At 54.6% G+C, this 24735-nt stretch carries 18 protein-coding genes; 9 read left to right on the top strand and 9 right to left on the bottom strand.

Annotated features, from left to right (window positions below):
- Positions 1–1033 (top strand): NADH:flavin oxidoreductase/NADH oxidase (locus AU511_RS09405; RefSeq protein WP_094109498.1); only part of this gene is annotated, 1033 nt, incomplete at its 5' end.
- 292 nt (positions 1034–1325) lie between these two features.
- On the opposite strand, the gene AU511_RS09400 is transcribed toward AU511_RS09405, so the two are convergent.
- Positions 1326–1631: a hypothetical protein gene (locus AU511_RS09400; protein WP_094101183.1), complete on the bottom strand. Its 306-nt coding sequence runs from the start codon at positions 1629–1631 to the stop codon at positions 1326–1328.
- A gap of 182 nt (positions 1632–1813) precedes the next feature.
- The gene (gene oxlT / locus AU511_RS09395; protein ID WP_100059659.1) at positions 1814–3058 is read right to left on the bottom strand and encodes an oxalate/formate MFS antiporter; all 1245 of its coding nucleotides are present in this window, start codon (positions 3056–3058) and stop codon (positions 1814–1816) included.
- A 610-nt stretch (positions 3059–3668) separates the two neighbouring features.
- Between oxlT and AU511_RS09390 the strand changes: the two genes are divergently transcribed.
- The 4 genes from AU511_RS09390 to AU511_RS09375 all read left to right on the top strand — a co-directional run bounded on the left by AU511_RS09390 (position 3669) and on the right by AU511_RS09375 (position 12387).
- Complete coding sequence (locus tag AU511_RS09390) at positions 3669–5018, top strand: SrfA family protein (protein WP_094109496.1); 1350 nt, start codon at positions 3669–3671, stop codon at positions 5016–5018.
- Complete coding sequence (locus tag AU511_RS09385; protein WP_094101180.1) at positions 5018–8005, top strand: virulence factor SrfB; 2988 nt, start codon at positions 5018–5020, stop codon at positions 8003–8005. Before AU511_RS09390 ends, AU511_RS09385 begins: the two co-directional genes overlap by 1 nt.
- On the top strand, positions 8002–10500 hold the full coding sequence (locus tag AU511_RS09380; RefSeq protein ID WP_094109495.1) for a putative virulence factor: 2499 nt from the start codon (positions 8002–8004) through the stop codon (positions 10498–10500). Before AU511_RS09385 ends, AU511_RS09380 begins: the two co-directional genes overlap by 4 nt.
- A 348-nt stretch (positions 10501–10848) precedes the next feature.
- Entirely contained in the window at positions 10849–12387 is a 1539-nt protein-coding gene (locus tag AU511_RS09375) for a ferritin-like domain-containing protein (RefSeq protein ID WP_094109494.1), read from the top strand.
- Between the two features lie 48 nt (positions 12388–12435).
- Here AU511_RS09375 and AU511_RS09370 read toward each other — a convergent pair whose 3' ends face one another.
- Entirely contained in the window at positions 12436–13023 is a 588-nt protein-coding gene (locus AU511_RS09370; protein WP_094102307.1) for a hypothetical protein, read from the bottom strand.
- 242 nt (positions 13024–13265) lie between these two features.
- Here AU511_RS09370 and ogt point away from each other — a divergent pair, with 242 nt between their 5' ends.
- From ogt to uspE, 3 genes are all read left to right on the top strand, one after another.
- Positions 13266–13778: a methylated-DNA--[protein]-cysteine S-methyltransferase gene (gene ogt, locus AU511_RS09365; protein WP_094109493.1), complete on the top strand. Its 513-nt coding sequence runs from the start codon at positions 13266–13268 to the stop codon at positions 13776–13778.
- A gap of 197 nt (positions 13779–13975) precedes the next feature.
- Positions 13976–14728, top strand: a complete 753-nt coding sequence (fnr, locus tag AU511_RS09360; RefSeq protein ID WP_094100484.1) for a fumarate/nitrate reduction transcriptional regulator Fnr — start codon at positions 13976–13978, stop codon at positions 14726–14728.
- Between the two features lie 126 nt (positions 14729–14854).
- The gene (gene uspE, locus AU511_RS09355; protein WP_094109492.1) at positions 14855–15832 is read left to right on the top strand and encodes a universal stress protein UspE; all 978 of its coding nucleotides are present in this window, start codon (positions 14855–14857) and stop codon (positions 15830–15832) included.
- A 310-nt stretch (positions 15833–16142) separates the two neighbouring features.
- Here uspE and pntB read toward each other — a convergent pair whose 3' ends face one another.
- Entirely contained in the window at positions 16143–17531 is a 1389-nt protein-coding gene (gene pntB / locus AU511_RS09350) for a Re/Si-specific NAD(P)(+) transhydrogenase subunit beta (protein WP_094100486.1), read from the bottom strand.
- Positions 17532–17541: 10 nt separating this feature from the next.
- Positions 17542–19077 (bottom strand): Re/Si-specific NAD(P)(+) transhydrogenase subunit alpha, encoded by a 1536-nt coding sequence (gene pntA / locus AU511_RS09345; protein ID WP_094109491.1) that lies wholly within the window; start codon positions 19075–19077, stop codon positions 17542–17544.
- Positions 19078–19585: 508 nt separating this feature from the next.
- Between pntA and ydgH the strand changes: the two genes are divergently transcribed.
- Positions 19586–20536: a DUF1471 family protein YdgH gene (gene ydgH / locus AU511_RS09340; protein WP_094109490.1), complete on the top strand. Its 951-nt coding sequence runs from the start codon at positions 19586–19588 to the stop codon at positions 20534–20536.
- Between the two features lie 298 nt (positions 20537–20834).
- On the opposite strand, the gene kdsA is transcribed toward ydgH, so the two are convergent.
- The 4 genes from kdsA to prfA all read right to left on the bottom strand — a co-directional run bounded on the left by kdsA (position 20835) and on the right by prfA (position 24709).
- Positions 20835–21689, bottom strand: a complete 855-nt coding sequence (gene kdsA, locus AU511_RS09335) for a 3-deoxy-8-phosphooctulonate synthase (RefSeq protein ID WP_094109489.1) — start codon at positions 21687–21689, stop codon at positions 20835–20837.
- Between the two features lie 44 nt (positions 21690–21733).
- Positions 21734–22543, bottom strand: a complete 810-nt coding sequence (gene sirB1 / locus AU511_RS09330; RefSeq protein WP_094100491.1) for an invasion regulator SirB1 — start codon at positions 22541–22543, stop codon at positions 21734–21736.
- A 250-nt stretch (positions 22544–22793) separates the two neighbouring features.
- The gene (gene prmC, locus AU511_RS09325) at positions 22794–23627 is read right to left on the bottom strand and encodes a peptide chain release factor N(5)-glutamine methyltransferase (RefSeq protein WP_094109488.1); all 834 of its coding nucleotides are present in this window, start codon (positions 23625–23627) and stop codon (positions 22794–22796) included.
- The gene (gene prfA, locus AU511_RS09320) at positions 23627–24709 is read right to left on the bottom strand and encodes a peptide chain release factor 1 (protein WP_094109487.1); all 1083 of its coding nucleotides are present in this window, start codon (positions 24707–24709) and stop codon (positions 23627–23629) included. Before prfA ends, prmC begins: the two co-directional genes overlap by 1 nt.
- Between the last annotated feature and the right edge of the window lie 26 nt (positions 24710–24735).

Here is a 24735-nt window from a genome sequence, read left to right as displayed (position 1 = left end):
TCGCATCATCATCGCCCCAATGTGCCAATACTCTGCCGAACAAGGGTTTCCCAGCGAGTGGCACACCATGCACTTGGGTAATCTGGCACAATCCGGCGCCGGCTTGTTGATTCTGGAAGCGACCGCAGTTCAGCCTGAAGGCCGCATCAGCCCTAAAGATTTGGGGATCTGGAACGACGAACAAGCCGCCGAACTGGCGAAACAGGTAGAAAATATTCGACGTTATTCCTCTATCAAGCTCGGTATTCAGCTCGCACATGCGGGGCGCAAAGCCTCTACTGCAGAACCCTGGAAAGGAGGCGCGGATGTCGCTATCGCCGAAGGCGGCTGGCAGACGGTGGCGCCTTCCGCACTGGCTTATGCGGACAGCCGCCAGCCGCAAGCGCTGACGATGGAGCAAATCCACCAGCTCCGGGCGGATTTCGTTTCTGCCGCCGTACGGGCCGAAAAAACGGGATTGGATCTGATCGAACTGCATGCCGCCCACGGATATCTGCTGCATCAGTTTCTCTCCCCCCTATCCAACCATCGCGGCGACGATTATGGCGGTTCGCTGGAGAACCGGATGCGGTTGGTGTTAGAGGTTTTCGCAGATGTCCGGGAGGCCGTTTCTATCGCCGTGGGCGTTAGAATATCCGCCACAGATTGGGTTGACGGCGGTTGGAACTTAGAAGACTCGGTCATCTTGTCAAAACAGCTAGAAGCGTTAGGCTGCGATTACATTCATGTCTCCAGCGGCGGCCTGGCTCCCGAACAGGACATCCCCGTCGGCCCGAACTATCAGGTGCCGTTGGCCTCGAGGATCCGCGAATCGATCAGCATCGCAACCATTGCCGTGGGGTTAATCACCGAAGCGGAACAGGCCGAAGCCATTATTGCCACCGGGCAGGCGGATTTCATCGCCCTCGCCCGCGCTGTACTGTTCGATCCCCGCTGGCCGTGGCATGCCGCCGCTAAGCTGGGCGATACGATAACGGTTTCGCCGCAATATTTGCGCTGTGAGCCTCATTATTTGCGGGGGTTATTTGGGTGATTGACAGGGGTGATCGAGGCAACGTCTTCAGCCACCACCCTGTATGGAAGTGAAATAGCGGGTTATCCAACAAATATCACATTATGCATGTTTGCCCCTGGATATCGTCCACCCACGGCAATGCGTCAGGCGCTAACTGATTTACGGGACTGATAACCCATAAGGACGCGGGGGGGTTCAGACATGAAATCAACCGCGGTCGGATCACCAATATGATTGAAAGATAAATGTTATTAATAAAGCCCCACATATCTATGTGGGGCTATCTTCAGCAGGAAGTTTCAACTATTTCTCAATGCTGGATCTCAATCTGAGTCCAGCCTTTGCTATACATGCAGTCTTTCACCAGGATGTCTCGCTTACTCTCATTTTCATCACTCGTTGAGTAGCTTGTACTAATAGTTTTATGTTTTTCATCTTTAGATGTGTACTTGCCCGAGATTTGATTGTCAGGTGGCAAATCCCTGAGCGCCTGCGCTTTACATTGCGTTTCAGCAATAACTTCCTGCTGCTTGTCGGTGCCAGGCTTAACCCACTGATACTGAACACAACCCGTCAAGCTTATTAAGATTAACGTCATAACAACGGTCTTTTTCATGATACCCAATCAAAAGTAAAATAAAGTTAATTCTAACTATACTGCGATCGAGTTCCTATAAACAGAATCTCAACACGTTTAGCGTTGCGGGATATTGCGGGATAGCACCGCGGGTTATGGCACAAAAGCCACTATTTTGAGGGAGCATACGGGCAGGCCGCTGTAGCCCACCGCAGGCCTCATCAGCTATGGCTGCGGATAAACCGCGAACGCCAAGGTTTAAGCACCCCTATCGCCAGCGCCGCCGTGACAAAATCCAGCGTAATCGCGCAGCCGAAGACGATGTGCCATCCCTGAGTGTGTTGATACAGCAACGCCGCCAGCGGCCCTCCCAGAATAGAGCCTACGCCCTGCGACATATATAACCAGCCATAGTTGGCGGTCGCATTTTGAGTCCCGAAGGTATCGGTCAGCGTCGAAGGAAATAGCGAGAAGATCTCTCCCCAGCCAAAGAACACGACGCCCGACAGCAGCACGAACAGCAATGCGTTGTCCCGCGACATCAGCCAGAGCGTCATGGCGCACCCCTCCAGCGCAAAGGCGATGAACATCGTCTTTTCACGCCCGAAACGGTCGGAAATAAAGCCAAATAATGGACGCGTCAATCCGTTGGTAAATCGGTCGATGGTCAGCGCCAGCGGCAGCGCCGCCATCCCGAATACGACCGCGCTGGTAATACCGAAGTCATGCGCAAAGATCGCCATTTGCGAGGTGACCATCAGACCGGATGTCGACATCATCGCCATCATCAGAAACATCAGCCAGAACAACGGCTGTTTTAGCATCTCTTTGGAGGTAAACTGCCGACGGCTTTGCTCCAGCTTGCTGGGCGGCTGCGACGCGGTGTCCTCTTCAACCGGCACCTTCAACCCCTGGCTGGCCAGCAGACCCACCACGGCGAAAATGCCCCCGAAGACCAGCAACGTCCACTCCAGCCCTTGTTGACCCAGACTCATTGAAATCGGGAACGTGGTAAGAATCGCCCCCATGCCATAACCTGCGGCCACCATGCCCGCGGCGAATCCGCGATGACGCGGGAACCAGCGTACCATCAACCCCACGACGCCGACGTATACAATCCCTGTTCCCAGGCCGCCCAGGCAACCGTAGACCAGATACAGCATCGCCAGACTCTGCACCTGTGCGGAGAGCACCCAACTGAGTCCTGACAACAGCGTCCCCAGCGAGATCAGCAGGCGTGGACCGAAACGGTCGATCAGCTTGCCCTGAAACGGTGAGAAGAAGGTTTGCAGGATAATCAGTAGAGAAAATGTCACTTGCAATTCAGGCAGGCTGACGCCGATTTTCTCTGTAAACGGTTTAGTCATTAAGGTCCAAACGTATTGCGGACTGGATATCGAGGCCATACAGATTAATCCCAACACCATTTGAATCCACTTGGTGCGGGCAGAGACCCGAATCGGCATGCTGAGCGTTGTCACTAATTATTCCCCCTGCGTATTAATGTCATCGCGCATCCTCAGATGCGTCGAAAAAAACTGCGATGGGAGGCCGGTCTTGTTGTGATGATGACGCAATGCTGGCCCCAGGGGGTGATAAGCACTATCTATGCCACCTGTTGGTGGGCAGGCAGGAAAAACCAGCCAGCCCACCAAGTAACGTGTTGTCTCATTCAGGAATCATTCGCCTTACGAGGCCGGGGGCTGTTTAGATGCGGCGATCACCTCCCCCAGCATTCTGTTTCGACTTGTCGCAATGGCGGACTTCCACGGTGCGAATCCGGCGCAGCCGCGCACTCTTTTTGTTCATTCGCGCCCTTTTTGCGTCGCCGGGGAGCTTTTCTGACGTTTAGTGGCATATCGCTATGAGGGGGGATCTCTCTGCTACATTTCATTACCTTGCGTTACGGGCTACCCTTGGTATGGGCAAAATCAACGCTGATAAGGCAAGCATTTACTCCTTTTGCCGTTTCTTTTGGCGTTTGAATTGCTTGCAAAAAGGTAGAATTTACGCTGGCGCAGACATACACCGAGCTTTTTCTGCCGTGAAACATCTACTACACAAGGTCTCTTTGGCGTGGCAAAACTATTTTTACGCAGTGGCAATCTGGACGACTTTCTGGCGTTAGGAGAGAACGGACAGCCCGTTTACGCTTCGGCGCTGCAACTCAGGGAAACACTGCGTCTTCGTAAGCAGCAGCCGATCGCTGACTGTCTGGCAATACCCCAGTCCAATGAAAAAGGCGATCGCATCGACTGGTATGCGCCCGTCGCAGGCAAGATGACGTCCTGGATGGCTGCGAGTGATGAACAGCGCGAGCACGCGCTTGAGCTGCTGGAACAATACCAGCAAACCGTCGCCGGGATTAGCGAGAAGGCGCAAACCTCCGAAAAGCCCGCGCTAAAACTGTTTGGCGTCCTCCTGGCGAAAGCTATCCAGTTCCCCGGCCCCAATCATGTCTACCTGGTGGACGATAAGCCGGTCATTACCTTCTGGGGCTTCGTCAATCTCGGCAAAAAATTCCGCGCCGATGCGCTGGAATGCCTGCGCCCCGTGGCGCCGCCTGAACCGCCGGTGATTGAGGTCGCGCCGGAGCCTGAGCCGGAACCGATTGAAGTCCCTGAACCCGAGCCTCAAGAGCCTGAACAGGCGCCTGAGCCTGAAAAAGCGCCCGTCGAACCTGCTCCGGCGTTCGTGATACCGGACGAGCCGAAACCCGTCGCGCGTTCTGTCTGGATGCGTGCGTGGTGGCTGATCCCCTGCGCCGGTTTGTTGGTCACTTTAGGTATGCAGATCCGCAGTTGCGTTTCGTTGCCGCCGTCCGAGAAAGCGCCTTCCATGGCCGTCGTCAAACCCGAAAAACGCGTGCTGGATGCGACGACTGCGCCGGTTGAATCTCCGCTTCTGAGCTTCGCGGGGCTGCCGTTGAACGATGCCACCTTAATGCCGCCCGTAGCCCCGCCTGCGGCGGCGAGTGAAGAAAAAGCGCCGGAAGCCGCACCTGCCAGCGACGCTGCGCACGTCACGCCAGCGCCTAAAGGCGTGCTGGTCATGCCGGCGGAATCTATTCGCGTTGGTTCCGTCCGCTTCCTGAATGGTAACTGGCAGGCGACCGCCATTGTGAAAAATCCGCTGACCGGCAAGCCGCCGGTACTGAAGTATCAGATCCAGAATGGTAAAGGCCGCGTGAGATTCACCTACGGCGATAAAGTCACCTGTCGCGCGGACGTCGAAGCCGGTCTACATCAGTCAGGCAACCTGGTGATCAACAGCCGTTATCGTGCGCGGTGCAGCGACGGTTCGCGTTACAGCATGCCTGAAGTCGTCTGTAACCGGGTGGACAACGCTGAGGCGGCGGACTGTAAAGGCCGTTTTGACGCCGATACGATATTACCGATGACGATTAAGCGTGAGAGTAAAAAATAATGCTGGCGACCATTACTGATTATAAACAACGCATTACGCTGATTCAGAATAGCGGTATCCAGTTTCTCGATTTCGCGATAAAACTCAATTCTGAGGCAGACATTGCCAACCGGTTTATCCGCAAGAGTGCCAATGGCCCTCTCCTGCGGTTGATTTACAACGAAAACAACGGCAAGTTCGTGCTGCCGGGCGAAACCACCGTATTGCCGGAGGCGGTCAACCCCGAGTCGAACTTCACGGTGAAGCAATCATTGAGCCTGCTGAGCCAGGCCTGGCTGCCGCTGCCGTTCTTCCGCTTCAACCCGCCGCGGACGTTCCTGGGCGGCCCTTATAACTGGGCGCGCGTTCAGGTTCTGGAGCTGGAAGAGCCGGATGACGACGGCAACACCCATCGCATCTGTCTCGCCTTCGATACCAAGGTCTATCCTGAAAGCCACGAGTATGAGTCGCTGGCGCCGAGCGAGAACGACATCAATACCGGAAGAAACTACACGCTGGCCTACCACAGCGATGAGTTATACGAGTTTCTGGATATGACCTGGGTCGACGGCTGGCTGCGCGAGACTTTCTCCCAGCAGGCCGCGAAGCGGGAACGCCGCAAGCCGCATGAAATTCGTCAGGGGCTGCGCGACTTCGAATATCAGGCGCATTTCCTGAATCTGCTGGATGTGCTCGGCAGCCAGCTGGAAATCCCCGAGGTTCAAATCACCGCCAGTACGCTGCAGGAGCCGGCCGTTAACGTCGACCTGATCCTGGATGTGGGCAACTCGCACACCGCCGGAATCATGGTCGAAGACCATGCGGACGAAAGCAATGGGTTGAAGCAGACCTATGAAATGCAGATCCGCGATCTGAGCGAACCCCACTATCAATACAATGAGCTGTTCGACAGTCGCGTGGAGTTTGCACAGGCCACATTCGGCAAACAGAACTTCTCCTACGAAAGTGGACGAGAAGACGCGTTTGTCTGGCCGTCCATCACCCGCGTCGGACGCGAGGCCAGCCGTATGGCGCTGCAGCGTCAGGGGACGGAAGGCTCCAGCGGTATCTCCAGCCCGCGTCGCTATCTGTGGGATGAAGAACCTTACATGCCCGGCTGGCGTTTTGGTCAGCCGGTGGGCACGGCCCAGCAAGAACCGTTGGCGACGGCGATGCCGTTGACCATGCTGGTCAACGACGAAGGTCAGCCGCTGTTTAACCTCCCTCTGGACGAGCGACTGCCGGTATTCGCGCCCCACTACAGCCGCAGCGCGGTGATGACGTTCATGTTATCCGAACTGCTGGCCCAGGCGCTGATGCAGATGAACAGCGCGGCGCAGCGTCAGAAAATGATCCACGCCAACGCACCGCGTCAGCTGCGCAACATCATTCTCACCCTGCCCTCGGCCATGCCGAAGCCGGAGCGGGAAATCTTCCGTCGCCGCATGTATGAAGCCATCGGGCTGGTATGGAAAGCCATGGGCTGGCATCCGGCGGATGAAGACTTCCACACGTCACAGGATAAAGCGCTAAGCCGCGTTCCCGTGCCGGAAGTCCAGATGGAATGGGACGAAGCGACCTGCGGCCAGATGGTGTACCTGTATAACGAAGCGCAGGTGAACTTCGGCGGCCGTGCGGAGGCGTTCTTCGCCAGCATGGCGCGTCCCGACAAAGAGCTTGCGGACGATGAGCAGCCTGGCAAAACGCTACGCATCGCTTCGATTGATATCGGCGGCGGCACGACCGACCTTGCGATCACGCAGTATTGGCTGGACGACGGCGTCGGCAGCAATGTGAAGATCATTCCTCGTCTGCTGTTCCGTGAAGGATTCAAAGTCGCGGGCGACGATATCCTGCTCGACGTCATTCAGATGTACGTCCTCCCCGCGCTGCAGGCCGCACTGAAAAAGGCTGGCATGACCAGCCCGGAAGGCGTGATGACCCGCCTGTTCGGTAGCGAGGGGCGGATGGACGGTCAGTTGACGCTGCGTCAGCAGGTGACCTTGCAGCTGTTTATTCCGATTGGCCAAGCGGTGCTGGAGGCGTATGAAAACTTCGACCCGCTGGATCTCAATGCGGAGATAGACGCCACGTTCGGCGAGCTGCTAAGCCAGCTGCCAACGCAGAAAGTCCTGGACTACGTCAACAGCGGCGTACAGCGCGAACTGCCGGAAGAGGAAGTGGGTTTCGATATTCTTCAGGTGCCGTTGGTTTTGCGCTTAAGCAAGCTGCACGCCGAATTCCTGTCCAACCGCATGAGCATCACCCAGCATCTGCGTCTGATGTCCGAAGTCGTCTCGCTATACGCCTGCGACGTGCTGTTGTTAACGGGGCGCCCTTCCCGCTTCCCCGGTATTCAGGCCCTGTTCCGCCATCTTCAACCGCTGCCGATCAACCGCATGCTGTCTTTGGATGGTTACCACACTAGCGACTGGTATCCATTCAACAAGCGCGGCCGGATCGACAACCCGAAATCGACCGCGGCGGTCGGCGCCATGTTATGCCTGTTGGCGCTTGATCTACGTCTGCCGGGCTTTTACTTCAAGGCAGGCGATTTCCAGCCTTATTCCACCGTGCGTTACCTGGGTATGCTGGACAGCAGCCAGGCGTTGACCATGGATAATGTTTACTACAACGATATCGATCTGGATGTCGCCGACTTCACCCTGCGCGAGCAGCCGGGATTCGACGTGCGCGGATCGCTGTGTCTTGGTTTCCGTCAGTTGGACAACGACCGCTGGCCCGCCTCTCCGCTTTATTCCCTCTCGATTGTGGACCCGGAGCTGGCACGAAAAGTCGCGGGCGACAGCGTGCTGCATGTGCGTCTAGACGTTGTCAAAGGCGAAGGCCACGATACGCCGGAGTGTTTCCAGATTGCCGAGGCGATTCTGGGCGATGGCGAACCGGTGCCGCCGCAGCATTTGAAACTCCGTCTGAACACCCTGGCCAGTACCGGCTCGGGCATGACTCATTACTGGATCGATAGCGGGAGCGTCTTTAAGAAATGAAACCATTAACGCCCAAACAACTATCGAGCCGACTCAATCGCCAACTGCAGTCCGTTTCTCAGGGTGTCGACGAAGCGATAGCCTGGCTGGACGATACACGGCGCAACGTCCCACGTCTGGATATGGAAGCGGATCGCCTAAGCATCAAGCTGCGCAGCAGCCGCAACCAGGCGCGCGACCTGATGGACTCCGCGACCAAAGAAATCGCGATGGGCTTCTTCGGCCTGTCGCAGGCGGGCAAGTCATATCTGATTTCCTCTCTGGCCGCCGGTGAAAACGGTCGTTTGGAAACCAGCGTCGGCGGATTGACGCTGGATTATCAAAAGCATCTCAACCCGACGGGCCAGTCTTCGGCGTTTGTGACCCGCTTTACCCGTCAGGCCGAAGGTAAAAACACGCCGAACCCGGTTCAGCTGCAACTGCTGAATGAAGCAGATATCGCGCGGATTATGGCGAATGCCTTTTTGTATCACCGTCGTACGCCGGCGAATGACGAACTTGATGAACCGCACATCGCCGAGCACCTGAAAATGCTGGCGATGCACCGTCAAACGACGCCGGTGCCCGGTATGGACAGTGACGACGTGGTCGCTCTCTGGGACTATCTGGTGCGTCACGACGCCAAGCGTCAGACGATATTGGCCGGCCAGTTCTGGCCGACGGCCGTTGAGTTGGCGCCGTTCCTAAGCGCGGACGATCGCGCCAGCCTGTTCTCTCTGTTATGGGCCGAACAGGCCGATATCACGGCCGCCTACCGCTACTTTGCCTATACGCTGCAACACCTCTCCAGTGCGCGAAAAGTGTTGGCGCCGCTCAGCGTACTGGTTGACGAGAGCATGCACGCCGACGGCGGTATTCTGAATGCCGGTCTGTTCGATCGTCTGAACAGCCCGGCGGACATGAGCGTTCAGGTGCGGCCTATCGTGGGCGGCCGTGCGGCGAAAACCGTCGAGCTGTCTCTGGCGGAGCTGATGATGCTGACAGCGGAGCTGCAAATTCCGCTGCTCAACGCGCCGCGTGAAACGCTGTTCGAACAGGTCGATTTGCTGGATTTCCCCGGTTTCAGTCTGGTGAACGACGAGCCGGATGAGGACCAGGAGGAAGACTTCAGTCGTCCATTACGGAGTACCCCTCACCCGCTGGCGCAGACTCTGCTCTATGCTAAACGCGCTTACTTACTGGAACGCTATACCGACAGTCAGGAGATGAACGTGCTGTTGGTCTGTACCGCCGCGGCGGGTAAGCAGGACGTGAAGACGGTGGGTAAAGCGCTAGACTACTGGGTGCGCCATACCCAGGGCGAAAACCCTCAGGTACGCAGCCGCCGTAAAACCGGATTAATATGGGCGGTCACCAAATTCGATCGTCGCTTCACCCACGGGCACAATAACGACGAAGCCGTTCAACGCTATGTCGGCAACCCCGGTGATGCGTGGGGAACGATGCTGGCGCTGGACAAGCGCGGCGTGAATCGCATGGCGGCCTGGTTGGATGCGGAAGTCCGCCGCGAAGTGAAACTTAATCGGGTTAACGAACAGTTGAGCGAGTTGCAGCGTGAGCTGACAGAGAATCTGTTGGGTAGCTGGTATCAGCCCAGCGGTGCGGATGCGCCAGCGAAAAAACAGCAGATTGCCGAGTCGATGCTGAAAGCATTGCAGACGCGTACCGGCGTTCACGGCGAGATGTTGGAGCGCCTGTTGCCGTCACGCGATGAGCTGCGCAGGCTGTATCTGCAACAACAGGAACCGTCTTCGCGCAGTTACAACGCGCATCCGGACGATCTGGACGCCGTTGCGCCCCCTGCAAGCTATGAGCCTTTCGGCGTCGGGCTGGAGATCGATCTGTTTAGCGATGAGCCAGTCAGCGAAACATCTAAAGACGCTGAAGAGCCAGAAATCCCGGAAACAGATATCGCAGACAGTCAGGGATACGAAGCCGAGTTCGCTCGCAGCGTTTATCGCTACTGGATCACCCACCTGCGTAATTTGCCGGAAAACGACGCCATCATCGAACTGCTCGGCGTAGCCCGTCCCACCATCGAAATGTTGGTGGAAGAGTTAATCACCGCCGGAATTCGCCTGAAAATTGAAGAAGAGCTGCTGACGGTCCTGGTGAACGCGGAGCAGTTAGATCTGAACCGTGAAAATAAAACCGACCGACAGGTCTCCCGCGCGCTGACCGTGCTGGGCGACTTTGTCGCTTGGCTGGGCTTCCAGCGGGTGAAAGAAGCGGAACGACCGGAGAGCCGGGTTAATAAAGGGCAGAAAATCTTCGCTCGTCCTGAAAAACAGGCGGGCAGTTTTGGCGCGGCACAGCGGTTGACGCGCCTGTCCGCGACGCCGACCAATAGCACGGCCTATCACATCTACGATTGGCTGATCGGTCTGAACGAAACCATTATTCGCAACGCGGGCTATGCCGCTGGGCGGGATATTAAACCGAAACAGCGCGAGCGTCTGGGTCATGTCCTGGCGCTGATCAAGTCCGACGCGTAAACCAGTCGACACCGCATCTGATGATATCAGGTGCGGTTTTTTCTCTTGAGCATCTTCCTTGTCACAGCTGCTACGCCCTTGCCCTTCTCATCCTTCTCTTAAACCGACTATGCCACGGACAAGGCGATCTGCCGTTTCGATTCTCGCCTTGTTATCACGCAGGATTCTGCGTCGTAACTATGCGTCGTATAAAACGATCCAGATCAACGTCTTTAAAGAAACCTGACAAAAACCATACAAAATCAGCATGGATTGTGGCCTTATCGAGATAACGAAATAAAAATAAAGCCTTCTTTGCGTGAAACCTTTTTTCACGACGCGCACAGCCAAAAAAATGAGATATTCACCATGAATTTACATGACCACGCTTGTCAGCTTCAGAGGGAGAACCACTTCAAGGTCAATGGATTTGTCGAACTGGAGAGTCGACTCTCGTTGAGCCAGGAACTGGAGGATATCCGCACATTGCTGAAAAAGGCAATGGTGCTGGAGCACGCCGTCATCCCCCCTTACCTCACCATGCTTTACACGCTCAACGATGATAGCGACCACTGGATATCCGACGTTATTCGCAGTGTCGTCGAAGAAGAAATGCTGCACTTCGTGCTGGTCGGCAACCTACTGAATGCCGTGGGCGGAACGCCGCAGGTTAACGCGCCCGATTTCTTGCTGGACTATCCCGCACCGCTGCCGTTTGGCATCGATGACCTCGAAATTCAGCTACATGCATTTTCCCCTCACGCCGTCTATCAGGCGATGCAGATTGAGCACCCGAAATCTATCCGGCCTGGGATCGTGGCAAGTCATGTCTGTAGCGATATGAACATCGGTGAGTTTTACGTCTACATCGAATCTCGTTTGCGGGCGGCGGTGAAGACGTTTGGTGAAAAAGCCGTTTTTTGCGGTGATGCTAACCGACAGATCGCCCCCGAACATTTCACGAGCGGCGTGGGTAGCGACATGATCCCGGTATACGATCTGAACAGCGCCATAGAGGCGGTCAGCGCTATTTTCAAACAGGGTGAAGGGTCGCCGAGCGAGCTTTTGCAAAGGGGGGATGGCGAGATAGCGCACTACTATAGGTTTAATGAGATTTACTGCGGTCGGCGTTACGTGTCCGACGATACCATCGCGAGCGGACCGTCGGGCATACAACTGTCTACGGGATGGGACCATGCCGTCAAAACCCATAGCGGATTCAAAGCCTGCGACTATCCCGCTGGCGACGCGCAGGCGGCGATCGTGCGGTTTAATCGTCGCTATTGCGCATTGCTAGAACAGCTGCAACAAGGACTATGCGGCAAACCTCAAAAGCTGATGCCCGCGCTGGCGTCCATGCAGTCGCTGCGAGACGACTTCCGGCATATCGTCCGTATGCCGTACCCCGGCGACAGCGATTACTCTTGTGCCCCCACGTTCGAATATACCCCGTTAAAAGTGACAACGTCACCAACCGTGGTGCAGGACGTTAGCTTTAACAGCAATCAAGACACCTTGAATACGCTGATGCAGGCTTATGCTTGCGGCAATGTAAGGAAGGCGGTGGCGTGTATGAGCGAACACATCGTTTGGGATATCTCCGGCCCCATCGATGTTCCTTATGCGGGCATTTTTTATGGACATGACGGCTTTAGCCGCTACTGGTCGCTAATGGAACAAACGGTTGAGTTCAGCAGTCTTGGCATTCAGAACGTGTTTTTTAACGGCAACGAAGCGATGGCCTACGGCGGTGAACAGGGTATCACCAAAAAGACGCGCGTACCCTACAGCTACGACTGGGCAATTCGCTACGAGTTTGATGAAGATTATAAAGTGGTGCTAATGCGTCAGTACTTCAATCCGATGCGGATCCAGGCGGCATTAGCGGCGCCTCGTACGGGCGGCTAAGCAAAGAAAAGGCCGTAAGTCTGTGCATCAGACCACGGCCGGTCGCGATTATTTTGCCGGCAGCGCATGCATTTTATCGCTGATTTCGAGCACCAGTTTATCCTGAGCCGCTACTGCATCCGGCAAGACGGCGGTATCAGTGAACGTCACCGGCTGCACTTCCATAATCCGTCCCTGGATGTAAGTTGCACACAGAGAGTGCAACACCTGCTTGTTCAGCATCGTTTGCAGACAGCGAATGGTTGACCCACTGCTGCTGGTCAGTGTCCGTTTCTCCGGCTGGATCCGCTGGCGCAGCATCTCTTTTTCCGCGCTGGCGATGACGGCATCCACATCGGTTTCCTTATCAGCATGCGGTGTTTCACCGTTGGCAGTGCTCGGTAGCGTATACAACGAGATCAGCGCCTTGCGGTTCGTCGTCGCCTCAATGTACTCCGCATCAATAATATGGTTAGTTGTGTCCGTATTCAGGCTGCGTCGCATCAAACCGTTAATCGTATCCGGCAGCGCAGACGCCAGCGCCTGCGACGTGTAGCCCTCAATCATGTCTGCGTTGGCGTCTCGCGACTGGCTCATAACCGGCATCGTCAGCAGCACGGCGGCGGCGATATAACGGACCCGAAATCTCATCGGCATAGCTTCATCCCTATTTCTTCATTAAAAGTGAATGTTTTGACTCAATAGGTTCTTATCGGCTGTATTTCCAAATTCTTTTCTGTCGCGCTTTCGTTTGTGCTAAAAACCCGCAATTCATGGAAAGCAAGGGCACAGCCATAAACCGGCTGCGTCTGGCTCCCCTATATCGGTAATCTAACCTTAGTCAAAAAGTGACGCCGATAGTATGCTCGTTAAGCAATTCATCTTTCTGGGGAGTCATGATGCAAACATTTCTACTCGATAAGATTGCCACGCCGATTGGGGAGCTGATGGTCGTTGCCGATGATGATCATCGCCTGCGCGCGCTCGAATGGAGCGAGTTCGAAGGGAAATTGCGCCGTACGTTTGAACGCCGCTATCGCGACTCTCCCGTGCGGCTGGTCCCCTGCGTGAATCCTGGCGGCCTCAGCGATTCGCTGCAGCGCTATTTTGCCGGCGAATTGACGGCGATTGATTCGCTCCCAGTCGCCGCGGCGGGAACCGACTTTCAGCAGCAAGTGTGGAAGTCATTGAGAGATATTCCATGTGGATCCGTGATGAGTTACGGTCAGCTAGCTGCCCGTCTTGGACGCCCGACGGCATCGCGCGCCGTCGGTATGGCAAACGGCGCTAACCCCATATGCATCGTCGTACCGTGCCACCGCGTCATCGGCGCAGGAGGGGCGTTGACCGGGTATGCCGGCGGCATTCAGCGTAAGCAATGGCTGCTAATACATGAAGGTTACTTATCATAGCTATCTGTAATTGACCGGGTAACATTTTCACATTGGCTTATACCTTCGCCTTCAGGGCTTAACACATAGTTACCAGCCATTCACATTTCTGAACTCTCGGAGCGTGATATTCGCTCATCTTGGGTGTCTGTGGTCTTATCAGTGACCTGAAAAGCTGTTAAAATTGACCAATGTCAATTATCGCCAGAGCAAAACTTATGATTCCTGAAAAGCGCATAATCCGACGCATCCAGTCTGGTGGTTGCGCAATCCATTGTCAGGATTGCAGCATCAGCCAACTCTGCATCCCCTTCACCTTAAATGAGCACGAGCTGGACCAGCTCGACAACATCATTGAAAGGAAGAAACCGATCCAGAAAGGACAAGCGTTATTCAAGGCCGGCGATGAGCTGAAATCTCTCTACGCCATTCGCTCTGGAACGATTAAAAGCTATACAATTACCGAACAGGGCGACGAGCAGATTACCGGTTTTCATCTGGCCGGCGACCTGGTCGGCTTCGATGCTATTGGTAACTCGTTGCACCCGAGCTTCGCGCAGGCGCTGGAAACCTCGATGGTGTGCGAAATCCCCTTCGAAACGCTGGACGACCTGTCTGGAAAAATGCCCAATCTGCGTCAGCAAATGATGCGTCTGATGAGCGGCGAAATCCGTAGCGATCAGGACATGATCCTGTTGCTGTCGAAAAAGAACGCGGAAGAGCGTCTGGCGGCCTTCATCTACAACCTGTCACGTCGCTTTGCGGAACGCGGCTTCTCCCCCCGTGAATTCCGTCTGACCATGACCCGCGGCGACATCGGTAACTACCTTGGCCTGACGGTCGAAACCATCAGCCGTTTGCTAGGCCGCTTCCAAAAAAGCGGGACGCTGGCGGTGAAAGGCAAATACATCACAATCGAAAAAATCGAAGCCTTGGCCGAACTGGCCGGAACCGCCCGCCAGAAAAGCTAATCTCCCCTGCCGAATCAACGGTTGTTATCAATTATTGATTCGGCTCCCATCATCCGTTGTTCAAAATAATTTTCTTGGGGTACTCTTATTTTACAGGCTGCGAATCGTCAGCCGAAAGGAGGACCTATGGCGAAGTATCAGAATTTGCTGGTCGCTATTGACCCTAATCAGGATGACCAACCGGCACTGCGTCGCGCCGTGTATTTGGTGCAGCGGCTTGGCGGCCGTATCAAGGCGTTTCTGCCAATCTACGATTTTTCTTATGAAATGACGACGCTGTTATCCCCCGATGAGCGAACGGAGATGCGGCAAGGCGTCATTGATCAGCGAACAGAATGGATTGCTCAACAAAGTCAGTACTACCGAGATATGGGCATTCCTATCGACATTAAGGTGGTCTGGCACAGTAAGCCATTTGAAGCCATTATTCAGGAAGTCACCACGTGCAAGCATGACCTGTTGCTGAAAATGGCACACCAGCACGATCGATTGGAAGCGGTCATTTTTACACCGACCGATTGGCAGCTGCTACGCAAATGCCCCTGCCCGGTTTGGATGGTGAAAGACCAGCCCTGGCCTGACGGCGGACAAGCTTTGGTGGCGGTGAACCTGGCGAGTGAAGACCCTTTGCACGACCCCCTTAATATCAAATTGGTGTCCGAAACGTTGGATCTGGCCAGACAGGTTAATCAGACCGATGTACATTTGGTAGGGGCCTACCCGGCAACTCCCATCAATGTCGCCATCGAACTGCCGGACTTTGATCCCAGCGTGTACAACGACGCCATCCGCGGCCAGCACCTGTTAGCGATGAAGGCACTAAGGCAAAAATTCAGCATTGATGAGCGTCTGACTCACGTCGAAAAAGGGTTGCCCGAAGAGGTGATCCCCGATTTGGCGGAACATCTGCAAGCGGGCGTCGTTGTTCTTGGGTCTCTCGGTCGAACGGGGTTGTCCGCAGCCTTTATTGGAAATACGGTCGAACATGTGATCGATCGTCTGAAATGCGATTTACTGGCTATCAAGCCTGACGACTTCGTTTCTCCCTTGGCCTCAGGCGAGAGTGACGACGATGCCGCCTCAGATTTGAATCGCGTGCCGTAGCAAAACTATCGCTTCAAGCGGGGCGCGGAACACGTTGGGCGCCCCGCTTCTCCCTACCGCCTGACTCGCCTGATACATTGAAAACCCCGAACGGCCTCGAAGGCTGACAATGAACGCAGATGCGCATCCTCGTCCTGCAATATTTAACGTTGCATGTGTCGACCTCCCTAAATGAAACGCGAACGACCTCATGGTGGCGTGCGACGTTATGATTAATGCCTGTGCGTGTAGAGTGTTGGAGGGCGAGTAAGAAGCTTTGGGAGAAAAAAACGCCGCACGAGGCGGCGTTGGGGCAGTCAAAATGAAAAGTTTAAAGCGCTTTCAGAATGGCTTCGACGCTAGCTTTGGCATCGCCAAACAGCATCTGTGTGTTTTCTTTGAAGAACAAAGGGTTTTGCACGCCGGCATAACCGGTGTTCATCGAGCGTTTAAACACAATGACGTTGTGTGCTTTCCACACTTCCAGAACCGGCATTCCCGCAATGGGGCTGTTCGGATCTTCCTGCGCTGCGGGGTTGACCGTATCGTTGGCGCCGATAACCAACACGGTGTCGGTGTCGGCGAAATCATCGTTGATTTCATCCATTTCCAACACGATGTCGTAAGGTACCTTGGCTTCGGCGAGCAGCACGTTCATGTGGCCCGGCAGACGTCCGGCGACCGGATGGATACCGAAACGAACGTTGATGCCGCGTTCACGCAGCTTGGCGGTAATATCGTGAACCGGGTACTGAGCCTGTGCGACAGCCATACCATATCCTGGGGTAATGATGACTGAACTGGAGCCTTTCAGCAGCTCAGCAACCTCTTCCGCCGTGGTTTCACGATATTCGCCGACTTCCTCACTCTCTGAAGAGACCGCCCCGTCCGTGCCAAACCCGCCTGCGATGACGCTGATAAATGAGCGGTTCATCGCTTTACACATGATGTATGACAGGATTGCACCGGAAGAGCCGACCAGCGCTCCGGTGACGATCAAGAGATCGTTGCTCAGCATAAAGCCAGCGGCGGCGGCGGCCCAACCTGAATAGGAGTTCAGCATGGAGACCACGACCGGCATGTCCGCGCCACCGATGGACGCGACCAAATGCCAGCCAAATACCAGCGCGATAGCCGTCATCAACAGCAGAGAGAGTACCTGCAGAAAACCGCTGCCTGTATTCACGAAGACCAACAACAGCAGGAAAGATACGACCAGGGCCGCCAGATTCAGCTTATGGCGGTTAGGCAGCATCAGGGGCTTGGAAGAGATGGTTCCACGCAGCTTTCCGAAGGCGATGATGGACCCTGTGAAGGTGACCGCCCCGATAAAGATGCCAAGGAAAACCTCGGTCATATGAATATTGATCAGAACAGGATCGGTAATTTCACCGTGATCGATATAGCTGTTAAAGCCCACCAATACCGCGGCGAAACCCACGAAGCTGTGCAGAATCGCGACCAGCTCCGGCATTTCTGTCATTTCGACTTTGCGCGCCAGGTGCACGCCGATAGCGCCGCCGATGGCCATTGCCACGATGATCCACCCGACATTATCGGCATTTGGCCCTAAAATGGTCGCCAGCAGCGCAATCGCCATACCGGTGATCCCAAAAATGTTCCCCTGTTGAGAGGTTTCATGTTTGGATAACCCAGCAAGACTGAAAATAAACAATATGGCAGCGACGATGTAGGCTGCCGTGACTAATCCACCAGACATCCTTGACTCCTTAATTCTTGCGGAACATTTTCAGCATGCGCTGAGTGACGGTGAAACCACCGAAGATATTGATGCTGGCAACCAGTATGGCGATAAAGGAAAAGAACGACACCCAGCCGCCATGCCCTATCTGCAATAGCGCCCCGACGACGATGATGCCGGAGATGGCATTCGTCACGGACATCAACGGCGTATGCAGCGCGTGACTGACGTTCCATACCACGTAGTATCCGACCACGCAGGCCAGCGCGAACACGGTGAAATGCGACAGGAACTCCGGCGGCGCCACGTTGGCTAGCCAGCCGAACAGAACAATAGCCACCGCGAGGATGATGTATTTATTCCACGGAGAGGCCGGTTTTGCTTCCGGTTTCTTCGGTGCGGCAGCCGCGGGTTGAGCCTGCTGAGGCTGAGCGGAAACCTGAATGGGAGGGGCCGGCCAGGTGATTTCACCGCTTTTCACAACGGTCACGCCGCGAATCACGTTATCTTCGAAGTTAACGTCAATTTCGCCATTCTTCTCTTTGCACAGCAGCTTCAGTAAGTTCACCAGATTGGTGCCGTAAAGCTGAGAAGATTGGGTCGGTAAACGGCTTGGCAGATCGGTGTAGCCGATAATTTTGACGCCGTTGTCGGTGACGGTGACCTGATCGGCTACCGTCAGTTCGCAGTTCCCGCCGGTTTGAGCGGCCAGATCGACGATGACGCTACCGGGTTTCATGCTCTCCACCATGTCTTTGGTGATGAGGCGTGGTGCGGGTTTGCCGGGGATCAGCGCGGTGGTGACAATGATATCCACCTCTTTCGCCTGAGCGGCGAACAGCGCCATTTCCGCTTTGATAAAGGCCTCGGACATCACTTTGGCATAACCATCGCCGCTGCCTGCTGCTTCTTCTTCGAAGTCTAATTCCAGAAATTCTGCGCCCATGCTACGCACTTGCTCTTTCACTTCCGGACGCGTGTCGAAGGCCCGAACGATAGCGCCCAGGCTTCCTGCTGCGCCGATAGCAGCCAGTCCGGCCACGCCCGCGCCGATTATCATCACTTTTGCCGGGGGAACTTTACCCGCCGCGGTGATTTGTCCGGTAAAGAAGCGGCCGAATTCATGGGCGGCTTCAACAATCGCACGATAGCCAGCGATGTTGGCCATCGAACTCAGGGCATCCAGCGACTGTGCGCGTGAAATACGCGGCACGGAGTCCATCGCCATGACGGTTACCTGACGGTCGGCCAGTTTTTTGAGTAATTCAGGGTTTTGCGCGGGCCAGATAAAGCTGACTACGGTGCTTCCTGCGCGAGTCAGTGCGACCTCGTCATCTTCCGGCGCATTAACTTTGAGGATAATGTCACTCTGCCAGATATCGGCGGTATCCAGGAGTGTCGCACCTGCTTGTTCGTAAGCGGAATCATCGAAGCTGGCAAGTTTTCCTGCCCCACGTTCTATTGCTACCTCGAAGCCCAATTTCAGCAGCTGCTCCACCGTTTTCGGCGTTGCGGCTACACGGGCTTCATTGGCTAGCCGTTCTTTTGGTACACCAATACGCATAGGGAATCCCTTTTCGCTCATATTTAACGAAGGTTGTTATAATGATTTACCTGAAGAATTATTTATCGCGTAAGTTCATACCCTCGAACTTTTCGATAAATGCCGTTATAACCTACTGAAAATGGGAGTAATGATCCACTCGTAAAATAATTTTGGTCTAAAACCCCGGAGAGGGCGAGCCAAACCTCGATTTTTCGCGTCCGCGGCGTCCAGAGCCCTACATTCCTTAACATAATCGTCAGAGAATTATTTTCGATTTGTTCACAAAATCAGCCGATAGTCGCGGTGATTGGCGGGGAATACTGATAAAAAACTGTGATGATTGGCTGAGGTTTTGGAGTTGTCTTTAACTCCTCGTTTGCCCTCCTCTTTCCAATCGATGAATAGGTGAGTACTTCGGCTTTAAAATGCTGAAGCACTGGGGATTATTACGTGACATAATCGGCGGCTAACACATAGTTGTGCCTATTCGAATCAACCGTACTGCGCCAGGCGAAAGGATTTTTTTATGAAGCTGAGAACTCGCGTTATTGCATCCACCCTCCTCTCCATATTAGCGTTTTCCGCGCAGTCTGCGCAGGAACTGACTCCGGAAAAAGCCGCAGCCGTCAAACCTTTTGAACGTATCACTTTTATGGGTCGTTACAACGCCATCTATGAAGCTGCTGCTGATGCATCTAAACGTGCCGACGAAAAAGGCGCGGATGCGTTTTACATCCAGAGCACGGCCGAGGTTAATGGCGGTCGCTGGGCGGTGACGGTTGACCTGTACCATAATGATGCGCCTAAAGTTTCCGACGTCACAACCTATCGCGAATTCAGCGGCGTAAAAGAGCTGCCAAAAAATGAGGCGTCGCAGTTGGAGCCCTTTGACACGGTTACTGTCAGCGGTTATTTCCCAACGCAACTAGACGTTGCGGCGTCGATTGGCGAAGCGGCCCGGCGTAAAGCCGCTTATTCATTCTTCATTGTTCGCCAGGTGGATATCAATTCCCGAGGCAACAGCCAAAACATCACCGCCTTCATCTATAAGAAAGAGGCGGCTAAACGCCTTGTTCAGAGCCCGGACGTCATCCCTGCCGATTCCCAGGCCGGTAAAGCGGCGCTGGCCGCAGGCGGAGAAACGGCTAAACGCGTGGAAATCCCTGGCGTGGCGACCTCTTCCAGTCTGAGCAGCAATGTCGGCAACTTCTTCCAGACGCAATCCTCCACCGTCGGTCCGCGTTATACGGTGACGACAAGAGACGGTAATCGTATTCAGGAACTGAACAACGCGACGGCGGCGCAGATGGTGCCATTCGACTCCGTGAGCATTCGCGGTCGGTTCAGCACGCCGACGGAGATGACTGAAGCCATCGCCAAACGTGCTGCTGATAAAGGCGCAAAGTACTATCACATCACCAAAGAGTGGCAGGACAACGCCGATCGCTACACGATTAGCGCCGACCTCTACAAATAACGCTCTCCTGACGGGATATCGGCTATTAGTCGGTATCCCGTTGCTTTGTCCCTCTCAATACCCATCGAATTATCGGCATCGTTTTTAGATAAAAAAGCAGCGCGACTCTTGTGTATTCCTCGCACGAAGGGTGAGCATCGCATCTTTCTCATCCTGCCTGAATAAGTCAATATACTGATGTTTAGTGTGACTTTTTTTAAATGTAGCAAAAAGCATGTTGTAACTAAAGGTAGCCGTTTTAGAAAGTAAAAAGCCCGCTATTAATTGGCGGGCTTCGTAACATGCATATGATGAGAACTTAACGATTCGTATCGAGTTCCGGGAAACTTTTCACTAAGTCGTCGATGGCTTTGATTTGCTTTAAGAATGGCTCCAGCTTGCTCAGCGGCAGCGCCGAAGGGCCATCACAACGGGCGTTATCCGGATCAGGATGTGCCTCGATGAACAGACCGGCCAAACCGACAGCCATCCCTGCCCTTGCCAGTTCAGTTACCTGTCCGCGGCGACCGCCCGATGCGGCACCAAACGGGTCGCGACACTGCAAGGCATGAGTGACGTCGAAAATCACCGGTGAACCATCCGAGACCTGTTTCATCACGTTGAAGCCCAACATGTCGACCACCAGATTATCGTAGCCAAAGTTACTGCCCCGATCGCACAGGATAACCTGCTCATTTCCGCCCTCGCGGAATTTATCAACGATATTCCCTACCTGACTGGGGCTGATGAACTGCGGCTTTTTCACGTTGATAACAGCGCCGGTCTTGGCCATCGCTTCAACCAGGTCCGTCTGACGCGCCAAAAATGCCGGCAATTGAATAACGTCAACGACCTCTGATACCGGCTGAGCCTGCTGCGCATCGTGGACATCGGTGATCACTTTCACGCCGAAAGTCTGCTTCAGCTCTTGAAAGATTTTCATCCCCTCTTCCAGACCCGGACCACGATATGAGTTGATGGAAGAACGGTTAGCCTTATCAAACGATGCTTTAAAGATGTAGGGAATGCCCAGCTTCTGCGTGACGGTGACGTAATGCTCGCAAACCCGCATAGCCAGATCGCGTGATTCGAGTACGTTCATACCACCAAACAGTACGAAAGGAAGATTGTTGGCAACCGGGATATCCCCGACGTTTACCACTTTGTTATTCATACAGTTACCTTAATGTCGGATAAATCAAAAAACCAAATTCGCAGTTAATGCAACACAATGTCTTTTTGTTCGATGGAGTGTATTTGCACTTTGATCATCTCACTGACGGGGTCTTCTGGACAGTGTTCTACAAAGTAGCTCAGATCAGACAGCGCAATGTGGTCACAATCGAGCTGAGCATAGATCAATCCCCGATCCCGAATCTCGTAAGGGTCTTCCGGGTCGAATAGCAGCACGGCTTCGCAGGCGCGCAGCGCGAGCTCCATTTGTTTTTCTTCCATCAGCGCGATTTTCATCGTATCTAGGAGTTTGCGGACAATCATCACGTTTTCCGCTTCGTCCAGATCCTCATCCAACAGGCGCGTTGAAGGGCCGATGTTCCCTTTCAGCCAGACATCAAGCACGTGTTCACTCAACGTATCGCCGTTAAGCGGATTGATAAGCCACATTTCGTCATCCAGCCAGTCGGCGCGGATAATGAACTGGGTCGGGAAAATAACTGGCATTAACGGCAGATCAATGTGCTGAGCGATATGCATGAAAATAATGCCCAGTGAAACCGGCATCCCCTGACGTGTAGAGAGGACTTTATCGAGCCATAACACGTCTGACAGGCGGTACACGCCGCTGGCGCCGCCGAACCCCCAATCACCGAAAAACAGCGCAATCAGTTTTTCCAGCTTTTGTTCCGGGCCAAGATGAGTCGGGATGGCCAAGCGAGCCTCATCGACAAGGTGTTGCAGATTTCGTCGTACTTCCGTCGCGGAGAAGTCACAGCGTATTTCCTGGGAAACTAAGATTACCCCTTCACTCAACGGTGAGCGGTTGAATTCGAAATCGGCAATAGCACTCATAGGTATTCCATCAGCATAGGTAACTTGGTGAAAATCCAGCATTTTCATTGATAGCAGGCCCACCAAGGTCAAACAGTAACGCTATCCTGCTAATCGACTGTCGTCGTCACGGGTGTCACAACCCTCGGACGCGAGGCAGAAGGTAAGCAATTATGCCAAACGGGTCCTCTCTCAGCCAGCATTCCACGGTGAGAGACAGGCAAAATGCGTGATGTGTATCACTTTGTCAGCGTTCAGTGACAAAGGTAGGTCATTCAGGCCGAAACCCCAGAGAAACGCGCTCATTGCCACCGTAGTCTTTACAGGTTTCAACCCGGATAAAACCATGCTGTTCTAGCAAATCACGGACGGCGCGGCCCTGCTGCCAGCCATGCTCCAACAGCAACCCGCCTCCCGGCAGCAGATACTGGGCAGATTCAGTGATAATCACACGCAGATCGGCCAAGCCGGCATCGCCCGAGATCAGCGCGCTACTCGGTTCAAAACGCACGTCGCCTTGCGACAAATGAAAATCTTCAGCGTCTATATAGGGGGGGTTACTAACGATGGCGGAGAAGCGCTGGCCTGTCACTCCGGAAAACCAGCTTCCCTGAGTAAAAGAAACATTGCGGATACCTAATCGTTGCGCATTTTCCTTCGCCAACGTCACCGCATCGGGCTGGACATCAACCCCCTGCACACGGCAATCCGGACGCTCGCTGGCGATAGCCAACGCGATGGCCCCGGTGCCTGTTCCCAAATCCAGTATGTCGGCAGATCCTACAGGGAGAAACTTCAACACCTGTTCGACCAGGCACTCCGTATCAGGACGCGGTATGAGCGTGGCGGGTGAAACAGTGAGCGGCAGCGACCAAAACTCTTTTTGGCCGGTGAGGTAGGCGATCGGCTCACCGGCAACACGCCGTTCCAGTAGTTGAGTCAGTTGTAGCCGCTCTGTCTCCGACAACAGGGTTTCACCAAACGCCAGGATAAAAGTACGCGCTTTTCCCGTGGCAAACTCGATCAGGATTTCCGCATCGCGCCGGGGGCTGTCACTATCCTGCAACCGTTGGATGGCCTGCTGCAGCCAGCGTTGATAATCCATTACTCTTGCTCGGACAATGCAGCCAGTTGGTCAGCCTGGTATTCCTGCACAATCGGCTGGATCAGCATGTCCAATTTGCCTTCCATCGCTTCATCCAGTCGATATAAGGTCAGATTGATACGGTGGTCGGTAACGCGCCCCTGCGGGAAGTTGTAGGTACGGTTACGGTCGGAACGGTCACCGCTGCCCAACAGGTTACGGCGCGTCGATGCCTCTTCCTGCTGGCGTTTTTGTACTTCTGCGGCACGGATGCGCGCGCCCAGCACGGAAAGCGCTTTGGCTTTGTTTTTGTGCTGCGAGCGCTCATCCTGACACTCAACGACGATGCCGGTTGGAATATGCGTGATGCGGATAGCGGAATCAGTGGTGTTAACGTGCTGACCGCCCGCGCCGGATGAGCGGAAGGTATCAATGCGCAAATCCGACGGGTTGATTTCCGGCAGTTCGGCTTCAGGCACTTCCGGCATGACGGCTACCGTGCAGGCGGAGGTGTGGATCCGCCCCTGAGATTCAGTTGCGGGCACACGCTGCACGCGATGGCCGCCGGACTCAAACTTCAGTTGCCCGTATGCGCCGTCACCGACCACTTTGGCGATGACCTCTTTGTAACCGCCATGCTCGCCGTCGCTGGCGCTGACCATTTCCACCTTCCAACGTCGAGACTCGGCATAGCGGCTATACATGCGGAACAGGTCGCCGGCGAAAATCGCGGCTTCATCGCCGCCAGTGCCGGCACGAATTTCGAGATAACAGCTGCGGTCGTCGTCAGGATCTTTCGGCAACAGGAGAACCTGCAGTTGCTGTTCCAGCTCGTCGCCTGCGGATTTGGCTTCGCTCAGCTCGTCCTGCGCCATTTCTCGCATTTCAGGATCGTCCAGCATTGCTTCCGCGGTGGCGATATCCTCCTGCGTTTGCTGCCAACGCTGAAAACAACGGGTAATGTCGGTCAGTTGAGCATACTCCCGAGACAACGCACGAAAACGGTCCATATCGGCGATAACGCCGGGATCGCCCAACAGCGCCTGGACCTCTTCATGGCGTTCTTGCAGTGCTTCCAGTTTGGCAACAATAGAAGGCTTCATGCGTGGTGTTATATCCTGTCGTTAAT

The sequence above is a fragment of the Lonsdalea iberica genome (assembly GCF_002111585.1).
Taxonomy (GTDB): Bacteria; Pseudomonadota; Gammaproteobacteria; order Enterobacterales; family Enterobacteriaceae; genus Lonsdalea; species Lonsdalea iberica.
The sequence above is the reverse complement of the archived record's forward strand: the minus strand, read 5'-3'. Positions and strand labels throughout refer to the sequence as shown.

Bases quoted from the DNA above. Each gene is read 5' to 3' on its own strand.
- ogt (WP_094109493.1), top strand. From the start codon at position 13,266: ATGCAAACATTTCTACTCGATAAGATTGCCACGCCGATTGGGGAGCTG.
- AU511_RS09385 (WP_094101180.1), top strand. From the start codon at position 5,018: ATGCTGGCGACCATTACTGATTATAAACAACGCATTACGCTGATTCAG.
- pntB (WP_094100486.1), bottom strand. From the start codon at position 17,531: ATGTCTGGTGGATTAGTCACGGCAGCCTACATCGTCGCTGCCATATTG.
- AU511_RS09370 (WP_094102307.1), bottom strand. From the start codon at position 13,023: ATGCCGATGAGATTTCGGGTCCGTTATATCGCCGCCGCCGTGCTGCTG.
- pntA (WP_094109491.1), bottom strand. From the start codon at position 19,077: ATGCGTATTGGTGTACCAAAAGAACGGCTAGCCAATGAAGCCCGTGTA.
- prfA (WP_094109487.1), bottom strand. From the start codon at position 24,709: ATGAAGCCTTCTATTGTTGCCAAACTGGAAGCACTGCAAGAACGCCAT.
- AU511_RS09375 (WP_094109494.1), top strand. From the start codon at position 10,849: ATGAATTTACATGACCACGCTTGTCAGCTTCAGAGGGAGAACCACTTC.
- kdsA (WP_094109489.1), bottom strand. From the start codon at position 21,689: ATGAATAACAAAGTGGTAAACGTCGGGGATATCCCGGTTGCCAACAAT.
- AU511_RS09380 (WP_094109495.1), top strand. From the start codon at position 8,002: ATGAAACCATTAACGCCCAAACAACTATCGAGCCGACTCAATCGCCAA.
- uspE (WP_094109492.1), top strand. From the start codon at position 14,855: ATGGCGAAGTATCAGAATTTGCTGGTCGCTATTGACCCTAATCAGGAT.
- oxlT (WP_100059659.1), bottom strand. From the start codon at position 3,058: ATGCCGATTCGGGTCTCTGCCCGCACCAAGTGGATTCAAATGGTGTTG.
- ydgH (WP_094109490.1), top strand. From the start codon at position 19,586: ATGAAGCTGAGAACTCGCGTTATTGCATCCACCCTCCTCTCCATATTA.
- sirB1 (WP_094100491.1), bottom strand. From the start codon at position 22,543: ATGAGTGCTATTGCCGATTTCGAATTCAACCGCTCACCGTTGAGTGAA.
- AU511_RS09400 (WP_094101183.1), bottom strand. From the start codon at position 1,631: ATGAAAAAGACCGTTGTTATGACGTTAATCTTAATAAGCTTGACGGGT.
- fnr (WP_094100484.1), top strand. From the start codon at position 13,976: ATGATTCCTGAAAAGCGCATAATCCGACGCATCCAGTCTGGTGGTTGC.
- prmC (WP_094109488.1), bottom strand. From the start codon at position 23,627: ATGGATTATCAACGCTGGCTGCAGCAGGCCATCCAACGGTTGCAGGAT.